This window comes from Pseudomonas sp. Tun-23181, from assembly GCF_057415455.1.
The window spans coordinates 5,246,732-5,263,802 of the sequence record NZ_CM171630.1; the positions used below are offsets into that span (position 1 = coordinate 5,246,732).

Here is a 17,071-nt window from a genome sequence, read left to right on the forward strand (position 1 = left end):
CTCGGCCGTCAGGCGGTGTCACGTCCCTGTGAACCGCTCGGTCAGTCGATGCGTTTGGCGGACTTGATGTACACCGGGTCGGCCGGTACATCGCGCATGCCCTTCTTGATGGTGGTCGGCGAATTGACGATCTGGTCGACCACTTCCATGCCCTTGGTCACCTTGCCGAACACCGCGTAGCCACGGTCGCGCCCCGGATTGAGGAAGGCGTTGTCGGCGACGTTGATGAAGAACTGGCTGGTGGCCGAGTTCGGGTCGGAGGTGCGGGCCATGGCGATGGTGCCGCGGGTGTTCTCCAGACCGTTGCTGGCCTCGTTGCGGATCGGATCGCGGGTGGGCTTTTGCACCATGGCGTCGGTGAAGCCGCCACCCTGGGCCATGAAGCCTGGGATCACGCGGTGGAAGATGGTGTTGTTGTAGAAGCCGCTGTCGACGTATTCGAGGAAGTTCTTCGTGCTGATCGGGGCCTTTTCGGCGTTCAGCTCGATTTCGACCTGGCCGAAACTGGTGTCCAGCACTACGTGCGGGGTCTTGTCGGAAGCCATGACGCTGGTGGCGAAGGCAACCGAGCAGGCGGCGAGCAGGAGTTTTTTCAGCATGGGCTCAAAGATCCTTGAGAGGTGGAAGCGGCTGCAAGGAATTGCAGCAGGGTCTGGTTGAAGACCTCGGGTTGGTCCAGGGGCGTAGCGTGCCGGGAATCGTCGATGACCGCCAGCCTTGCCAGGGGCATCAAGGCGACGTAGCGCTCCTTCAGTTGTATCGGCGTGTAATCGTGGTCGGCGCTGATCACCAGGGTGGGACAGTGGATCTGGCCGATGCGTTCCACCACGCCCCAGTCGACGATGGCATCGAAGCTCTTGAGGTAGGCCCGCTTGTCGTTGCGCGCCCAGCGCTGCGCCATCTTCTGCCGCAGTTCGCCCTGCTCGGGCTTGGGGAACAGGCGTTCGGCCAGGCCCTTGCCGATGGTCTCGACGCTCAGCAGGCGTGCCAGGCCCCAGCGCTTGGCCCACCAGATCCAGTCGGCGCGGGTGCGTCGTCTGACCTCCGGGGCGCTGTTGACGATGCACAGGCTGCGTAGCCAGCCGGGGTGGTCGACGGCGAACTGGAAGCCCACCATGCCCCCCATGGACAGGCCGACGAGATGCACCGGGCCTGTCTGCAGGTGTTCCAGCAGGGCCAGCAGGTCTTCGCTGAAGGTGGCGATCTCATAGCCGTCGCGGGGCTTGTCGGAGCGGCCGTGGCCACGGATGTCCATGAGGATGAGGCGGTAGTGCTGGCTCAGCACGGGGACCTGCAGTTCCCAGTCCTGGCAGCTGGAACCCAGGCCGTGCAGCAGTACCAGGGGTTCGCCCTGGCCATATTCCTCGTAGTGCAGCGTGCATCCTTCGTGTTCGAAATAGGCCATGGGCGCGGTCCTCTCAGGCTTGCGGGGGGGCTGCGAAGGGCACGTCCAGTGGCGCGGTGTCGAAATTGCGCAGCAGTTCGATGAGGATCTGCGTGGCCGGACCCAAGGTCTTGTCCTTGTTCGAGTAAAGGTAGAACAGCGGATGGCGGCTGCCACCCTGGTCCAGCGGCAAGGGCTTGAGCACGCCGTCGCGCAGCTCGCGCTCGATCATGTGCCGAGGCAGCCAGGCGAACCCCAGGCCGCTGCTGACGAAGGTGGCGGCGGTGCCCAGGCTGCCGACCGTCCAGCGCTGTTCGGCGCCGAGCCAGCCGACGTCGCGCGGCTGGGCACGGCCGGAGTCGCGGATCACCACCTGCAACTGGCTTTCCAGGTCCTGGAAGGTGATTTCCCGGCCCAGGCGGTGCAGGCTGTGCTCGGGGTGGGCGACGGCGATGAACTCCACGGCACTGAGCTCGGCGCCCAGGTAGCCGCCGATGTTGTAGCTGCTGATGGCCAGGTCGGCGATGCCTTCGTGCAGCACCTCCTCGACCCCGGACAACACCTCCTCGCGCAGGCGTACCCGGCACCCGCGGCTCTGCGGCATGAAGGCGCTCAGGGCGCGCACCAGGCGGGTGCTGGGGTAGGCGGCATCGACCACCACGCGCACTTCGGCCTCCCAGCCTTGTTCCATGTGGTGGGCCAGGTCCTCGAGTTGGCTGGCTTGCTTGACCAGATGGCGCGAGCGGCGCAGCAGCACGTTGCCGGCTTCGGTCAGTACCGCCTTGCGCCCGTCTATCCGTAGCAACGGCACGCCCAGTTGCTCCTGCATGCGCGCCACGGTGTAGCTCACCGAGGATTGCGAGCGGTGCAGGGCCTCGGCGGCCTGGGCGAACCCACCGTGATCGACCACTGCCTGCAGGGTTCGCCACTGATCCAGGGTTACGCGCGGCGCTTTCATCTTCGGCTCCTGTTGTCCTAAGCTGCGCTCTTTCAAGGAGAGCGCCCATGAAGAAATGTTGTGCGGCATTGCTGATGTGCCTGCCCCTCGGGGCCATGGCTTACCCCATCGACGTGGAGAAGCAACTGGACGGGGTCAAGCTCGACTACACGGCCTACGACACCGCCTACGACATCGGTGCGATCACCCTGAACAACTATGGTCAGGTGCCTGCGGCATGCCGGGTGATCTTGCGCAACGGCCCAGAGGCGCCGCGGGTGCGGCGGGTGAACGTGCCCGCCGGCAAAAGCGTGGACGTTACCGCCAAGTTCAACCGGCAGATCATCAGGCTGCGGATCGCAGTGAACTGCAAAGCGGAATAAACGGATTAGTCGATAGATTGAACCCACTTTTTACGCTTTTTTATCGATAGGTCAAGCCTTAATCTCACCTCCATCGAATCGCAACCCTTTGTTCGCCGATGGAGGCTTCCATGTCCCGCGTATTGATCATCGAAAGCAGCGCCCGCCAGCAGGATTCCGTTTCCCGTCAACTGACCCGTGATTTCATCCAGCAGTGGCAGGCGGCCCACCCGGGCGACGAGATCACCGTGCGTGACCTGGCGGTGACGCCGGTGCCGCACCTGGATGCCGACCTGCTCGGTGGCTGGACGAAGCCCGAGGAGCAGCGCAGCGCTGCTGAACTGGAGGCCCTGGCGCGTTCCAACGCGCTCACCGACGAGCTGCTGGCCGCCGACGTGCTGGTGATGGCCGCGCCGATGTACAACTTCACCATCCCCAGTACCCTCAAGGCCTGGCTGGACCATGTGCTGCGCGCCGGCATCACCTTCAAGTACACCCCCACCGGCCCGCAGGGGCTGCTGGTCGGCAAGCGCGCCATCGTCCTGACCGCCCGTGGCGGCCTGCATGCCGGTGCCGCCAGCGATCACCAGGAACCCTACCTGCGCCAGGTCATGGCCTTCATCGGCATCCACGACGTGACCTTCATCCATGCCGAAGGCCTGAACATGAGCGGCGACTTCCACGAGAAGGGCCTGAACCAGGCCAAGGCCAGGCTGGCGGCGGTGGCCTGAGCCGCGACGAATTCCCAACCCCCTGACACCCGTTGCTCCTTGGGTGTGCCTGCCCGGCCATGACATGGCCGGGCTTTTTTATGAGCGGAACTCATGTCGCCTGTTCGGGCCCATTGGCGGGCTTGTCCACGAATGGGACAGCGCGAATACTGCCGATTCCAGGGCTCCGTGTTGCCGTAAGGTATCTCGACCCGCTAAGGTCGCCGCCTTGATGGGGAAGAGGCAACCATGGGCTACCTGATTATCGTCGCGCTGATCCAAGCGTTTTCCTTCAGCCTGATCGGCGAATACCTGGCCGGGCATGTGGACAGCTACTTCGCCGTGCTGGCCCGGGTGGTGCTGGCTGGGCTGGTGTTCTTGCCGCTGACCCGCTGGCGCCGGGTCGAGCCAGGTTTCATGCGCGGGATGCTGCTGATCGGCGCGTTGCAGTACGGCATCACCTACGTCTGCCTGTACCTGAGCTTCCGTGTGCTGACGGTGCCGGAGGTATTGCTGTTCACCATCCTCACACCGTTGCACGTGACCCTGATCGAGGACGCCCTGAACCGCCGTTTCAACCCGTGGGCACTGCTCGCCGCCCTGGTGGCCGTGGCCGGTGCGGGCGTGATCCGCATGGACAGCATCAGCGGCGACTTCTTCATGGGCTTCCTGCTGCTGCAACTGGCCAACTTCACCTATGCCGCCGGGCAGGTGCTGTACCGGCATCTGGTGGCCCGTCACCCCAGCGACCTGCCGCACTACAAGCGTTTCGGTTACTTCTACCTGGGAGCGCTGGCCGTCGTGCTGCCGGCTTTCCTGCTGTTCGGCAACGCCCAGCAGTTGCCGAGTACCGACGTGCAGTGGCTGGTGCTGTTGTTCCTCGGCCTGTGCCCGACCGCTCTGGGCCTGTACTGGTGGAACAAGGGCGCCTGCCTGGTTTCCGGGGCGACGCTGGCGGTGATGAACAACCTGCACGTACCGGTGGGGTTGCTGCTGAACCTGTTGATCTGGAACCAGGACGAACCGCTGGGGCGGTTGTTCATTGGCGGTGCGGTGATCCTGGCGTCGGTGTGGATGAGCCGGTTGGGGAGCCGCGTATCGTTACCGTTGGGCGGTAAGGTTTGAGCGGCCTTGCCGGGAGCAACGTACCGGTCGAAAACATCGCGGCCTGACCAAAATCCAGCTTGCCCAGCGTATTGGTATCACCCGGCAGAAACTGAGCGAGATCGAAAGGGGGTCGCTGACCGTGGCGATGTCCTACTACTGTCGAGCGCTGAGTGCCTTGGGGTGTGAACTCGAGGTGGTACCAAGGCGAATGCCTACGCTGGATGAATTGGGTTGGCGCTTGCCTTGAGCAACCAGAAGTCGATTTTCGCATCGCGGCTGTACCTGCTCGAGTTTGGCAGGCGTTGCCGTGTCGAGGATCCGCGGGAGCGGATACGCGAAATTTTGCAGGCGCTGGAGGGCACGTTGCTCCACCGGCGGGAGCTGGTGGAGCGGGCGCCTTTGATTGCCAAGGCCATCAGCAAGAGCGCGGAGCCCTTCGAGATGACCTTCGGTTGAGCGGGGCTGGTCGCTCGAATACGAGCATGAGTATCAGCCCTACAGGCCATTAGGCCTCGGCCAGCTCGTCCAGCCGCTGCGCCTGCGCGCTCGCCTGCGGCCTGGCGGCCAATCCGACGCGCATGTCGTTGCCGCTCGGCTGCTGGTACAGGCTCAAGCCGAATTCCGGCAACACCGCCAGCAGGTAGTCGAAGATATCCCCCTGGATACGCTCGTACTCGGCCCACACCGTGGTCCTGGTAAAGCAGTAGATCTCCAGCGGCACGCCTTCGGCGGTGGCCTGCATCTGGCGGACCATGCAGGTCATGTTCGGGTGCACGTCGGGGTGGTTCTTCAGGTAGGCCAGGGCAAAGGCGCGGAAGGTGCCGATGTTGGTCAGCTTGCGGCGGTTGGCGGCGAGCTCGGCCACCGGCCCCAGGGCCTCGTTCCAGCTCTGCAGTTCCTCGCGCTTGCCGGCCAGGTAGTCGCCCAGCAGGCGTACCTGGGTCAGGCGCTGTTCTTCCTCGCCGGTCAGGAAGCGCACGCCCGCGGCGTCGATGAACAGGCTGCGCTTGATGCGGCGCCCGCCGGACTGCTGCATGCCGCGGTAATTCCGGAACGACTCGGACATCAGGCGCCAGGTGGGGATCGAGACGATGGTCTTGTCGAAGTTCTGCACCTTGACCGTGTGCAGGGTGATGTCCACCACGTCGCCGTCGGCGCCGACCTGGGGCATCTCGATCCAGTCGCCGACATGGAGCATGTCGTTGCTGGTCAACTGCACGCTGGCGACGAACGACAGCAGGGTGTCCTTGTACACCAACAGCAGCACCGCCGACATGGCGCCAAGGCCGGACAGCAGCAACAGCGGCGAGCGGTCGATCAGGGTGGCGACGATGACGATGGAGGCGAACACCCACAGCATGAGCTTGGCCAGTTGCACGTAGCCCTTGATCGAGCGGGTACGGGCGTGTTCGGTGCGCGCGTAGATGTCCAGCAGGGCATCGAGCAGGCACGACAGGGCCAGGCTCAGGAACAGCAGGGTGAAGGCCAGGGCGAGGTTGCCGAGGAAGTGCTGGGCAGTGTCGTTGAGTTCCGGCACCAGCTTCAGGCCGAACTGCACCACCAGCGATGGCGTGGTCTGGGCCAGGCGATGGAGCACCTTGTTATGGCGCAGGTCGTCGAGCCACTTGAGGGCCGGCTGGCGGGCCAGCAGGCGGCTGGCGTGCAACACCAGGAAACGTGCCAGGCGGCCGATCAGTATGGAGATCAGCAGCAGTACCGCGAGGCCGAGGGCGGCATGCAGCATGGGGTGTTGGTCGAGGGTGCCCCAGAGATCCAGGGTGTCGTGCCAGAGTCGTTGGATATCCATGAGGATCTAGACAGTCCATAGTTGCGAAACGAAGCATTATTAGAACGCGGACCGATGCAAAGGTGCCAAAAGAAATTCGGCTCCGACCGCGGAAAACGTTACCCTATGCAACCGAATTGTCCGCATCTGCCCGAGGTACACCCGTGTTTTCCCAATTCGCCCTGCACGAACGCCTGCTCAAAGCCGTGGCCGAGCTGAACTTTGTCGAGCCGACCCCGGTGCAGGCGGCGGCCATTCCCCTGGCCCTGCAAGGGCGTGACCTGCGGGTGACCGCGCAGACCGGCAGCGGCAAGACCGCAGCCTTCGTCCTGCCGGTGCTCGATCGCCTGGTCGACCTGCGCGAGCGCCGTGTGGAGATCCGTGCGCTGATCCTGCTGCCGACCCGCGAGTTGGCCCAGCAGACCCTCAAGCAAGTGCAGCGCTTCTCCCAGTTCACCTACGTCAAGTCGGGCCTGGTCACCGGGGGCGAGGACTTCAAGGAGCAGGCCGCGTTGCTGCGCAAGGTGCCGGACGTGCTGATCGGCACCCCCGGCCGCCTGCTCGAGCACCTCAATGCCGGCAACCTCGACCTGTCCCACGTCCAGGTGCTGGTGCTGGACGAGGCCGACCGCATGCTCGACATGGGCTTCGCCGAAGACATGGAGCGCCTGTGCCAGGAATGCGCCAATCGCGAGCAGACCCTGCTGTTCTCCGCCACCACCGGCGGTGCGGCCCTGCGCGACATCATCGGCAAGGTCCTCAAGGACCCTGAGCACCTGATGCTCAACAGCGTCTCGCAACTGGCCGAGGGCACCCGCCAGCAGATCATCACGGCCGACCACGACCAGCACAAGGAACAGATCGTCCAGTGGCTGCTGGAGAACGAGAGCTACCAGAAGGCGATCGTCTTCACCAATACCCGGGCCTGGGCCGACCGCCTGTATGGGCACCTGGTGGCCAAGGACGTCAAGGCGTTCGTGCTGCATGGCGAGAAGGACCAGAAGGACCGCAAGCTGGCCATGGAACGCTTTAAGCAGGGCGGCTCCAAGGTGCTGGTGGCCACCGACGTGGCGGCCCGCGGCCTGGACATCGACGGCCTGGACCTGGTGATCAACTTCGACATGCCGCGCAGTGGCGATGAGTACGTGCACCGCGTCGGCCGTACCGGCCGGGCAGGGGGCGAGGGGCTGGCGATCTCGCTGATCTGCCATAACGACTGGAACCTGATGTCGAGCATCGAGCGCTACCTCAAGCAGCAGTTCGAGCGGCGGGTCATCAAGGAGGTCAAGGGCACCTACAGCGGGCCGAAGAAGGTCAAGGCCTCGGGCAAGGCCGCGGGCAGCAAGAAGAAAAAGGTCGAGAAGAAAGCCGCCGAGAAGAAGGGCGCGGCCAAGCGCAAGCCTGCGGCGAAGCCGAAGGCCAAGGCACCGCTGGCCAGCGCCGATGGCATGGCGCCGCTGAAGAAGCGCAAGCCAGCGGCTGAATAAAAGCCTCGGCTTTTGCAGGTAATGCCGTTCACTTGAGCGTCCCGGGGCTGCGAAGCAGCCCCAATGCCAGTCGGTTAAGCGGCGCTTCGTAGCCTAGGGCCTGGCAGCCCATTCGCGGGCAAGGCGGCTTCCCACGTTCTTTCAGCCAGCCTTCTGCTCGGCTTCCTTCAGTTCCTGGATCCGCCTGTCGATCAGTTGGCACTTGCCTGGCAGGTCCTTGCTCTGCGTATCCAAGTCCATGCCCTGCAACTCGTCGTTGATGTCCTTGGCTTTCTGCGGGTCTTGTTCGGTCAGTTGGGTGACGAGCTTGGCCAGCTCCTCGCGCTTTTCCGTCGCCTCTTCCGGCGTACAGGCCCAGGCGGGCAGGGCGCAGAGCAGGGTGGTCGCACACAGGATGCGCAGCAGTGGTTTCATCCCTCTTACCTCCGGCGTTGGCTATGCCCGGTGGAGGCGCGTGGATACGAGGAAGTTCAGCCCCAGCGACCAGCGGAGCGCTGTTTCGGGCGCGGCTGTCGATGTGGCGCTCGGGGCCGTGGTCGACTTCGACATGAGCTGCGCCACATCTGGCAGCGCCTGGGGATCGCCGGTAATGCGGAGCTGTTCAGGTTGTTCATCAACTATCTGGTCAAGAACAGTTGACCTGTTCAGTGACCAAGGTGAGGTTTGGCGGTCATGTCTATTCCCAATGCCTTCATCACGGCCAGGAACGACTTCAGCGTTGGATTGCCGTGTTCGCTGAAGGAGCGGTAGAGCTGTTCGCGAGACAAGCCGGTCTCTTTAGCCAGTTCGCTCATCCCCTTCGCCCGCGCCACAACGCCAACGGCCTTGGCAACATAGCTGGCATCCCCGGTTTCCAACGCGTCGCTCATGAATTGCGCAATGGCTTCCGGTGTCGTCAGGTAATCGGCCGCATCGAATTCAAAGAACGTTTCAGTCATTTTGCATCCTCCACCAACGCAGGATTTGATGGGCTGCCTTGATGTCGCGACGTTGGCTGTTCTTGTCACCACCGCAGAGCAGGATCACCAAGGTATCGCCGGTTTGGTGAAAATACACCCGGTAACCGGGGCCATAATGAACTCTGAGTTCACTTACACCATGGCCAACCGGGAAACGTCGCCAGGCAGGCCTTCCATCAGCCGGTTGATACGGGCAATGATCCGGACTGGGCGACGAGTTCCTCCCTCAGGCCGGACCGCGCGTGCCTGCCAAGCAAGCCATGAGCACTGCTCTCGATTCCGACGTGCTGGCTCAGCGCCAGCGCTGAGCATCCCGCGGAACGCCCCCGGCGCCTTTCCGGTCCCATGCTGTATAGCCACCGTCCACACCAGGAGGCCACCTCCATGAGCACCTACGACTGGGACCTGATCGAACGCTTGCTGCACGAGGTGCAAAACGGCGCCGGTCACAGTTTCACTCCTCGCCCCTATGCCGAGCAGCACGCCGCGGCGCTGGCTGCCAAAGGCCAGCCGGTGGGCGACCTGGATCAGTTGAAGACCCGTGCCTGCGAGTACGAGAAGATCCTCTTCGAGCGTGGTTTCATCGAGAGCCGGCCGGAGGAGGATGGGGGCAATGGCGAGAATTTCGTGCTCACCGAGCGTGGATCGCGCCTGCTCAGCCTGATCGACAGCAGCATCCCGGGTTTCGAGCACCCGCGCCAGGTACTCGACGAGCAGGACGACCCGCTGGACGAGATCACCTTCGAGCAGGTGTCGGCGAAGGCGCAGATCGCTTGAGGTCGTTTTGAGACTGGCAAGGGCCGTGGTGGAGCCCCGATAATCGGGATCCATTTCGCTACTGCCGAGCCCTTGCCATGTCACCGAACCGCCACGGGGGCCGCCCATGAGTGCGGCCCGCAAGACCACCGACGCCTTCGCCCTGCAAGTGATGCTGGGGCTTTGCCTGATCTGGGGCAGCCAGCAGGTGATGATCAAGTGGGCCGCCAGCGACATCGCCCCGGTGATGCAGGCGGCCTTTCGTTCCGGGATCGCCGCGGTGCTGGTCGGCCTGCTGGTCTGCTGGCGGGGCGGCTGGGGACAGGTGGGCAGCACCTGGCGCGCCGGGTTGCTGGCCGGTGCGCTGTTCGGCCTGGAGTTTTTGTTCATCGCCGAGGGGCTGAAGCTGACCTCGGCGGCGCACATGTCGGTGTTCCTCTATACCGCACCGGTATTCACCGCCCTGGGCCTGCATTTCATGTTGCCGAGCGAGCGCCTGCGGTCGCTGCAGTGGCTGGGTATCCTGCTGTCCTTCGCCGGGATCGCCACGGCATTCGCCGGCGGGCTTTCGCTGGATGAGCTCGATGGCCAGGTTCTGCTCGGCGATGCCCTGGGGGTTCTGGCCGGCCTGGCCTGGGGCGCTACCACCGTGGTGGTGCGTGGCTCGCGGTTGTCGGAGGCACCGGCCGACCTGACCCTGTTCTACCAGTTGCTGGTGGGGTTCGTCGGGTTGCTGCTGATCGCCCTGGTCAGCGGACAGGTCGGCATGGTCGCGCTGACCCCGGTGGCCGTGGGTAGCGTGCTGTTCCAGGCGGTGGTGGTGTCGTTCGTCAGCTACCTCACCTGGTTCTGGCTGTTGCGCAAGTACCTGGCCTCGAACCTGGCTGTGTTTTCGTTCATCACGCCGCTGTTCGGGGTGACCTTTGGCGTGCTGTTGCTGGGCGAGCCGTTGAGCATGAACTTCGTGCTGGGGGCGGTGATGGTGCTGCTTGGGGTCATATTGGTCAGTGCGCAGCCCTGGGTACGGCAGCAGTTGCGCAGGCTTGTCGGGTAGCAGGGGGAGTGCTGGCCCGCTAAAGGGCCTGTGCTGTCAGCACAATTGCGCAGGCCTGGATCCACCTGCAATAAGGAGAAACACTTGACCGACCGTCGAGGCCTGCCGTTTCCGCTTGATCCGCGTCAAACTCACCCCTATCTATGGGATTAGAGACATGCGTAATGCAGGACATCGGGCTATGATCTGTATGAAGCATCGCAGGATTGATTTACCTGAGGCTGACCCGTGAAGGGGGCGTTATGAACAATCGAATGTATAACTGGCTCCACGACCTCGCAGTCGCCCTGGGCTTGCTCCCACCACCGCTGCAGCCGGTACCGATCCCCACTGATGAGGAACAGCGCAAGCGCCAGCCGCGCCGCCGCTGAAATAAAAAGGCCGCCGCATCCTTCGATGCGGCGGCCTTTGGGTTTCATGGGCCTGTGTGAGGCAAGCCCGCATGTCGGTCAAGCGGCAGTGGGGCTGCTTTGCAGCCCATCGCCGGCGAACCGGCTCCTGCGAGGGGTTACGCCAGGTTCGCCGTCGCCACCGGGCGACGCGACAGCAGGCTGATCAGCACGAAGCTCACCAGGCCGATCGCCAGGCTGTAGTAGATCGGCGAGTTGGCATCCAACCCATCCTTGAACATGAAGAACAGCGCGGTGGTGAAACCCAGCGACATGCTGGCGATAGCCCCCGCGGTGGTCGCGCGTTTCCAGAAGATCGCGCCGATCAGCGGGATCAGCATGCCGCCCACCAGCAGGTTGTAGGCCAGGGTCAGGGCGCTGATCACGTCGTTCACCGCCAGGGCGATACCCAGTACCACCAGGCCGGTGATCAGGGTGAACAGGCGGTTCACGCCCAGGCTCGACTGCTTGCCGCCGCGCAGGCGGGGCAGCAGGTCCTCGGTCAGCGTGGTCGAGGCGGCGAGCAGGCCGGCGCTGGCGGTCGACATCATGGCCGCCAGGGCCGCCGCCATCAGCAGGCCACGGATACCATCGGGCAGGGTGGTCTTGATCATCGCCGCGAAGGCGTTGTTGGGGTTGGCCAGGTCCGGCATCAACACGTGGGCGGCCATGCCGATCAGGGCGCAGGCCAGGCCGTACAGCACGCAATAGATGCCGGCGGTGGTGCCGGCGCGCTGGCAGACCTTCTCGTCACGGGCGGTGAACACCCGCTGCCAGATGTCCTGGCCGATGAGAATGCCGAAGAAGTAGATCAGGAAGTAGGTGACGATGGTGTCCCAGCCGATGGTGGTCCAGTTGAAGCTGGCCGCCGGCAACTGCGCGACCAGTTGGTCCCAGCCGCCGACCTTGTACAGGCACACCGGCAGCAGGATGAACATCAGGCCGACGGTCTTGATGACGAATTGCACGATGTCGGTCAAGGTCAGCGACCACATGCCGCCGATGGTCGAGTAGACCACCACCACGCCACCGCCGAACAGCAGCGCCATCCAGAACGGTACGTCGAGCAGCACTTGCAGCACGGTGCCCATGGCCAGGGTCGAGGTCACGGCGATCATCAGCGCGTAGGCCAGCATGATCGCGGCGCTGGCCTGGCGTGCCATGGGGTTGTAGCGCCGCTCCAGGACCTGGGTCACGGTGAAGATGCGCAGGCGCAGCAAGGGCTTGGCCAGGAACAGGTTGAGGGCGATGATCCCCAGGCCCAGCGCGGCGCACAGCCAGAAGCCGGAGATGCCGTGGACGTAGCCCAGGCGCACGGTGCCGACGGTGGAGGCGCCGCCCAGCACGGTGGTGGCCATGGTGCCCATGTACAGGGTCGGGCCGAGGTTGCGCCCGGCCACCAGGTAGTCTTCGTGGGTCTTCGCCCGCCGCATGCCGTACCAGCCAAGCCCAAGCATGCCGGCGGCATAGATCAGTACAACGATGATGTCCAAGGCCATTGGGGGTCTCCCGATTATCTTTATTATGGCGAGATCGACCACCCGGGCGGGTTCACGGCGCCCGGAGGTCTCGTCTTGTGTTGGCGGGCCTCTATGGCCCTCCCGGATGGCTCCTGCCGGGGTCCAGCAAGCCAGCATCGCGCCCTTGTGCAGGGGCGGCCTGGATCAGCGACGTACGACGCCCGGCAGCACGCAGAGCATCTCGAACAGCAGGTTGGCCCCCAGCAGCGAGGTGTTGCCGGTGGTGTCGTAGGGCGGGGAGACTTCGACCAGGTCACAGCCGATCAGGTCCAGGCCGTGGCAGCCGCGAATGATCTCCATCGCCTGGATGGTGGTCAAGCCGCCGATTTCCGGGGTGCCGGTGCCCGGCGCCCAGGCCGGGTCGATGCCGTCGATGTCGAACGACAGGTACACCGGGCCGCCGCCGACTTTCTCGCGCACCTCGGCCATCAGCGGCTCCAGCGATTTGTGCCAGCACTCTTCGGCCTGGACCACGCGGAAACCCTGGCGGCGGCTCCAGTTGAAGTCGTCGGCGGTGTAGCCCTGGGCACGCAGGCCGATCTGCACCACGCGCTGGCAATCGAGCAGGCCTTCTTCCACGGCGCGGCGGAAGGTGGTGCCGTGGGCGATCTTCTCGCCGAACATGTGGTCGTTGACGTCGGCGTGGGCGTCGATGTGCACCAGGCCGATCTTGCCGTGCTTCTTGTGCAGGGCGCGCAGGATCGGCAGGGTGATGGTGTGGTCGCCACCCAGGGTCAGGGGGATGATGTTGTGTTCGAGGATCTCATCGTAGGCCTGCTCGATGATGCGCACCGCATCGAGCAGGTTGAAGGTGTTGATCGCCACGTCGCCGATGTCGGCCACCGACAGCGAATCGAACGGTGCGGCACCGGTGGCCATGTTGTACGGGCGGATCATCACCGACTCGGCGCGGATCTGCCGCGGACCGAAACGGGTACCCGAGCGCAGCGAGGTGCCGATGTCCAGCGGCACGCCGATGAACGCGGCGTCCAGGCCTTCGGCGCTTTGCAGGTGGGGAAGACGGAGCATGGTGGCGATGCCGCCGAAACGCGGCATTTCGTTGCCGCCCAGTGGTTGGTGGAGAATCTTTTCCACGATGGGCCTCATCAGTCGGTCGATTGTTCTGTTTGTTCGAACCTGTGCCGTGGCACGCCTGGCTGGCGCTTGGGGCCGACGGGCAGGGACATTGCGGCCAAGTCTGCGCAAGGTAGTGGGCGAGAAGAATCGCTACAGGCAAAAACTTACTTCAGAAATTTCTGAACTAACGGCGCTGGGCCGGGTTAGACTCTGGCCATTTCCACCCTGCGGAACCGTTGCACCATGGCCTCGACCCTGCCCGATCTGAAACTGCTGCGTATCTTCGTCAGCGTGGTGCGCCATCAGGGCTTCGCCAACGCCCAGCGCGAGCTGAACCTGTCCACCTCGGCCATCAGTACTTACATGAGCCAGCTGGAAAGCACCCTGGGCATCGTCCTCTGTCACCGTGGCCGCGGTGGTTTCAGCCTGACCAGCAAGGGCGAGCTGTTCCACCAGGAGACCCTGCGCCTGCTGGCGGAGCTGGACGGCTTCGAGCAGTACGCCGCAGCGCTCAAGGGCGAGCTGCGCGGCACCCTCAATCTCGGGGTCATCGACTCCACCGTCGGTGACCGCGCCTTGCCCCTGGCCGAGGCCATCGGCGCCTACAGCCAAGAGCACCCGGCGGTGCATTTGCACCTGTCGGTCTCCAGCCCCTACGAGCTGCAACTGGGGGTGCAGGACAATCGCCTGGACCTGGCCATCGGCGCCTTCTCTTCGCGCATGAGCGGGCTGGTCTACCAACCCCTTTACCGTGAACAGCACTGGCTGTATTGCAGCAGCCGCCACCCGTTGTTCGGCGAGCGGCGCATCCCCGAGCAGGTGATCACCCAGCAGCGCATGGTCGGCCGAGGCTACTGGAGCCAGGCGGAGCTGGCCCGGCATGGCTTCAAGCACAGCGCGGCGACGGTGGAGAGCATGGAGGCACAGTTGATCCTGATCCTGTCCGGCGCCTACATCGGCTACCTGCCCGAGCACTATGCCCAGGCCTGGGTCGACAAGGGCGACTTGCGGGTATTGTCCCCGGCCACCTTCGGTTACCAGGCACCGTTTTCCCTCATCATCCGCCGTGGACGCAGCCGGGAACCCTTGATCCAGACATTCCGCGACCTGCTCAAGTCGCAGTTGAACGTCAACTGACGCAGGTCGTGTTCAAGACACTTCGTCATGCCGTAAAAATTTCCTACAAACTCGGCCCCAGGGGTAGTGGCATTCTGCTAAACATCTAGGTGTCCTGATAAAATTTCCCACCTCCAATGAAGCAAGGACCGCCCAGATGCGCATGAACTTGCCCGTCACTGAGCACGAAAGAACCTTCCCCACCGACCAGCGGCTGATCTCCACCACCGACCTGAACAGCCGCATCACCTACTGCAATGATGCATTCGTGGCGATCAGCGGCTTCACCTACGACGAGCTGGTCGGCCAGACGCACAACCTGGTGCGCCATCCCGACATGCCGCCCGCGGTATTTGGTCACATGTGGGAGACCATCAAGCAGGGCAAACCGTGGATGGGGGTGATCAAGAACCGCGCCAAGAACGGTGATTTCTACTGGGTCAGCGCCTATGTCACGGCGATCTACGAGAATGGCCGCATCAGTGGCTACGAGTCGGTGCGCTCGGTGCCGACCCGCGAGCAGATTCGCCGGGCCGAGGCGCTCTATGCCCGCCTGCGGGCCGGGCGCTCGCCGGTGCCCTGGGCCGCACGCCTGGGACACGGGTTGAGGCATGGCCTGCCGCTGATCGGCGCGGGACTGGTGTCGGCCGCCGGCTACCTCTGGCTGCCGCAGTACGCGGCGCTGGCGCTGCTGATGGCAAGTTTGCTGGGCGCCTGGTACTGGGTCGAGCATCGGCAGAACCAGGCTATCCGGCGCACCCTCGACGAGCATCCCAAGGCCTTCACCAGCCCGCTGGTGGCCCTGACCTACAGCGATAACCCGGGGCTGCAGGGGCAGTTGGACCTGGCCATCATCAGCGAGGAGGCCCGGTTGCAGACGGCGCTCACCCGTCTGGTGGATGCGGGCGTGGGGGTCAAGTCGCGGGCCGCGCAGTCGGCCGATCTGTCCGATGCGCAGGCGCAGATGCTCGATCGCCAGCGCAGCGAGACCGACCAGTCGGCCACCGCCATCGCACAGATGGCGGCGACGATCCAGGAGGTCACCCACAACGTGCAGAACACCGCCCATGCCGCGAGCGACGCCGACCAGCTGGCCCAGCAGGGCAGCGAACTGGCGCAGCAGAGCCTGCAGGCGATGGGCAGCATGAGCGATGCGGTCAACGACATCGGCCAGGCGGTCAATGCCCTGGCCGAGCAGACCCAGTCGATCGGCAGCGTGGTGGACGTGATCACCTCCATCGCCGAGCAGACCAACCTGCTGGCGCTCAATGCCGCGATCGAGGCGGCGCGTGCCGGCGAGCAGGGGCGGGGGTTCGCCGTGGTGGCCGATGAGGTGCGTTCCCTGGCCCAGCGGACCCGCGCCTCCACCGAGGAAATCCACCAGATCATCGCGTCCCTGCGCAGCGGTGCCGAGCGGGCGGTGACCACGGCCAGCCGTGGCGAGCAGATCTCCCGCGATAGCGTGCACAGCGTCGAGGCGGTGCAGCAGGCATTGGCCGGTATCGTCCAGGCGGTCAGCCGCATCACCGGCATGAGCCAGCAGATGGCCACGGCTTCGGAACAGCAGAGCCATGTCGCCGAGGACATCAACCAGCAGATCGTGCGGATCGCTCATCTGTGCGACGAGAGCGCGGGGCAGGCCAAGCAGGGGGCCGAGATCAGCCAGGACCTCGAGCGCATGGCCGAGTACCTGCACAGCCTGGCCGAACGTTTCAACCGTTGAGGTTTCGTCTCCCCCACAGGGAAGTGGGGCTTTTGCGCTGGGCTGTGGCACACTGCGCTCGGTAAGGAGAAGCCGATGTCCAGACCCCGCTGCGAACGCTGCCTGCGTCCGCTCGACCACTGCCTTTGCCCGCTGATTCCCCGCCTCGACAGCCGCACCCGTGTGCTTTTGTTGCAGCACCCGAGTGAACGTTCGCATGCCTTGAATACCGCCCGATTGGCTGCCCTTGGCCTGGTCAATGCCGAGTTGCGCGTGGGTGAGGTGTTCGACGACCTGGACGCGCTGCTGGCCGCTTCGGGGTATCGGCCGGTATTGCTGTTCCCCGGAGAATCGGCGCAGGGGCTGACGGCCTGCACCGACGCCGACGACAGGCCGTTGCTGCTGGTCGTACCCGATGGCACCTGGCGCAAGGCACGCAAGCTGCTGTACCTGAACCCGCTGCTGGAGGCCCTGCCGCGCGTGACCTTGGAGCAGGCCGAGCCTTCACGCTACCGGCTGCGCAAGGCGCCTGGGCCGGGGGCGTTGTCGACCATCGAGGCGCTGGTGCAGGCGTTGAACGTGCTGGAGGGGGAGGGGCGCTTCGATGCGTTGCTGCGGCCGTTCGATGCGTTGATCGAGGGGCAGATCAGGGCCATGGGCGACGAGACGTTCGGGCGCAATCATGGGGCTGCGAAGCAGCCCCAATAGGCGCACTGCTCCAAACC

The 17,071-nt window shown here is 64.5% G+C and carries 19 protein-coding genes and 3 pseudogenes; 13 read left to right on the forward strand and 9 right to left on the reverse strand.

From position 1 onward, the window contains the following. Window positions 1-41: 41 nt before the first annotated feature. Genes ACDI39_RS24845 through ACDI39_RS24855 form a run of 3 tightly spaced genes read right to left on the reverse strand, consistent with a single transcriptional unit; the run spans window position 42 to window position 2,342 of the window. Window positions 42-599, reverse strand: a complete 558-nt coding sequence (locus ACDI39_RS24845) for a peptidylprolyl isomerase (RefSeq protein ID WP_225789781.1) — start codon at window positions 597-599, stop codon at window positions 42-44. Next, window positions 593-1,405 (reverse strand): alpha/beta fold hydrolase, encoded by an 813-nt coding sequence (locus tag ACDI39_RS24850; RefSeq protein WP_225789780.1) that lies wholly within the window; start codon window positions 1,403-1,405, stop codon window positions 593-595. The genes ACDI39_RS24845 and ACDI39_RS24850 overlap by 7 nt, the downstream gene beginning before the upstream one ends. 13 nt (window positions 1,406-1,418) lie before the next feature. After that, window positions 1,419-2,342 carry a LysR family transcriptional regulator gene (locus ACDI39_RS24855; RefSeq protein ID WP_225789779.1) on the reverse strand — a complete coding sequence of 308 codons (924 nt, stop codon included), beginning with the start codon at window positions 2,340-2,342 and terminating at the stop codon, window positions 1,419-1,421. A 47-nt stretch (window positions 2,343-2,389) separates the two neighbouring features. On the opposite strand from ACDI39_RS24855, the gene ACDI39_RS24860 reads away from it, so the two are divergent. The 5 genes from ACDI39_RS24860 to ACDI39_RS24880 all read left to right on the forward strand — a co-directional run bounded on the left by ACDI39_RS24860 (window position 2,390) and on the right by ACDI39_RS24880 (window position 4,956). Continuing rightward, window positions 2,390-2,704, forward strand: coding sequence for a 3-phosphoglycerate kinase (locus ACDI39_RS24860; protein ID WP_225789778.1), 315 nt, complete (start codon window positions 2,390-2,392; stop codon window positions 2,702-2,704). Window positions 2,705-2,814: 110 nt separating this feature from the next. Next, window positions 2,815-3,414 carry an FMN-dependent NADH-azoreductase gene (locus tag ACDI39_RS24865; RefSeq protein WP_225789777.1) on the forward strand — a complete coding sequence of 200 codons (600 nt, stop codon included), beginning with the start codon at window positions 2,815-2,817 and terminating at the stop codon, window positions 3,412-3,414. Window positions 3,415-3,642: 228 nt separating this feature from the next. Beyond that, window positions 3,643-4,518 carry a carboxylate/amino acid/amine transporter gene (locus tag ACDI39_RS24870; protein WP_225789776.1) on the forward strand — a complete coding sequence of 292 codons (876 nt, stop codon included), beginning with the start codon at window positions 3,643-3,645 and terminating at the stop codon, window positions 4,516-4,518. A gap of 76 nt (window positions 4,519-4,594) precedes the next feature. Beyond that, complete coding sequence (locus ACDI39_RS24875; RefSeq protein ID WP_486539037.1) at window positions 4,595-4,747, forward strand: hypothetical protein; 153 nt, start codon at window positions 4,595-4,597, stop codon at window positions 4,745-4,747. Then, window positions 4,744-4,956: a hypothetical protein gene (locus ACDI39_RS24880; RefSeq protein ID WP_225789775.1), complete on the forward strand. Its 213-nt coding sequence runs from the start codon at window positions 4,744-4,746 to the stop codon at window positions 4,954-4,956. Before ACDI39_RS24875 ends, ACDI39_RS24880 begins: the two co-directional genes overlap by 4 nt. 49 nt (window positions 4,957-5,005) lie before the next feature. Here the strand turns inward: ACDI39_RS24880 and ACDI39_RS24885 are convergent, their stop codons facing one another. Beyond that, on the reverse strand, window positions 5,006-6,307 hold the full coding sequence (locus tag ACDI39_RS24885) for a mechanosensitive ion channel family protein (RefSeq protein ID WP_225789774.1): 1,302 nt from the start codon (window positions 6,305-6,307) through the stop codon (window positions 5,006-5,008). Between the two features lie 143 nt (window positions 6,308-6,450). Here ACDI39_RS24885 and ACDI39_RS24890 point away from each other — a divergent pair, with 143 nt between their 5' ends. Beyond that, window positions 6,451-7,773: a DEAD/DEAH box helicase gene (locus ACDI39_RS24890; RefSeq protein WP_225789773.1), complete on the forward strand. Its 1,323-nt coding sequence runs from the start codon at window positions 6,451-6,453 to the stop codon at window positions 7,771-7,773. 141 nt (window positions 7,774-7,914) lie between these two features. Here ACDI39_RS24890 and ACDI39_RS24895 read toward each other — a convergent pair whose 3' ends face one another. From ACDI39_RS24895 to ACDI39_RS24905, 3 genes and pseudogenes are all read right to left on the reverse strand, one after another. Further along, complete coding sequence (locus ACDI39_RS24895) at window positions 7,915-8,187, reverse strand: hypothetical protein (RefSeq protein ID WP_225789772.1); 273 nt, start codon at window positions 8,185-8,187, stop codon at window positions 7,915-7,917. Between the two features lie 230 nt (window positions 8,188-8,417). After that, the gene (locus tag ACDI39_RS24900) at window positions 8,418-8,711 is read right to left on the reverse strand and encodes an addiction module antidote protein (RefSeq protein WP_225789771.1); all 294 of its coding nucleotides are present in this window, start codon (window positions 8,709-8,711) and stop codon (window positions 8,418-8,420) included. Next, window positions 8,704-9,044 (reverse strand): annotated as a pseudogene (locus ACDI39_RS24905) (type II toxin-antitoxin system RelE/ParE family toxin). The gene ACDI39_RS24900 and the pseudogene ACDI39_RS24905 overlap by 8 nt, the downstream one beginning before the upstream one ends. Window positions 9,045-9,116: 72 nt before the next feature. Here ACDI39_RS24905 and ACDI39_RS24910 point away from each other — a divergent pair. The 3 genes from ACDI39_RS24910 (at window position 9,117) to ACDI39_RS24920 (ending at window position 10,913) form a co-directional block, all read left to right on the forward strand. Continuing rightward, on the forward strand, window positions 9,117-9,509 hold the full coding sequence (locus ACDI39_RS24910) for a transcriptional regulator (protein ID WP_225789770.1): 393 nt from the start codon (window positions 9,117-9,119) through the stop codon (window positions 9,507-9,509). A 106-nt stretch (window positions 9,510-9,615) separates the two neighbouring features. Next, window positions 9,616-10,542: a DMT family transporter gene (locus tag ACDI39_RS24915; RefSeq protein ID WP_486537142.1), complete on the forward strand. Its 927-nt coding sequence runs from the start codon at window positions 9,616-9,618 to the stop codon at window positions 10,540-10,542. A 242-nt stretch (window positions 10,543-10,784) separates the two neighbouring features. Next, window positions 10,785-10,913: a PA1414 family protein gene (locus tag ACDI39_RS24920; RefSeq protein ID WP_256543834.1), complete on the forward strand. Its 129-nt coding sequence runs from the start codon at window positions 10,785-10,787 to the stop codon at window positions 10,911-10,913. 137 nt (window positions 10,914-11,050) lie between these two features. Here the strand turns inward: ACDI39_RS24920 and ACDI39_RS24925 are convergent, their stop codons facing one another. Together ACDI39_RS24925 and speB are read right to left on the reverse strand one after the other, a co-directional pair. After that, window positions 11,051-12,430 (reverse strand): sodium:solute symporter family protein, encoded by a 1,380-nt coding sequence (locus tag ACDI39_RS24925; protein ID WP_225789768.1) that lies wholly within the window; start codon window positions 12,428-12,430, stop codon window positions 11,051-11,053. 165 nt (window positions 12,431-12,595) lie between these two features. Further along, a complete protein-coding gene (gene speB, locus ACDI39_RS24930; RefSeq protein ID WP_225789767.1) occupies window positions 12,596-13,546 on the reverse strand; it encodes an agmatinase in 951 nt (316 codons plus the stop codon). A gap of 225 nt (window positions 13,547-13,771) precedes the next feature. On the opposite strand from speB, the gene ACDI39_RS24935 reads away from it, so the two are divergent. The 4 genes and pseudogenes from ACDI39_RS24935 to ACDI39_RS24950 all read left to right on the forward strand — a co-directional run bounded on the left by ACDI39_RS24935 (window position 13,772) and on the right by ACDI39_RS24950 (window position 17,054). Next, window positions 13,772-14,665, forward strand: a complete 894-nt coding sequence (locus ACDI39_RS24935; protein WP_225789766.1) for a LysR family transcriptional regulator — start codon at window positions 13,772-13,774, stop codon at window positions 14,663-14,665. 142 nt (window positions 14,666-14,807) lie between these two features. Continuing rightward, window positions 14,808-15,104: pseudogene (locus ACDI39_RS24940) on the forward strand (PAS domain-containing protein); the annotation flags it as partial. Window positions 15,105-15,386: 282 nt separating this feature from the next. Next, a pseudogene (locus ACDI39_RS24945) lies at window positions 15,387-16,367 on the forward strand (methyl-accepting chemotaxis protein); the annotation flags it as partial. A 75-nt stretch (window positions 16,368-16,442) separates the two neighbouring features. Next, the gene (locus tag ACDI39_RS24950) at window positions 16,443-17,054 is read left to right on the forward strand and encodes a tRNA-uridine aminocarboxypropyltransferase (RefSeq protein ID WP_225789764.1); all 612 of its coding nucleotides are present in this window, start codon (window positions 16,443-16,445) and stop codon (window positions 17,052-17,054) included. Window positions 17,055-17,071: the final 17 nt, after the last annotated feature.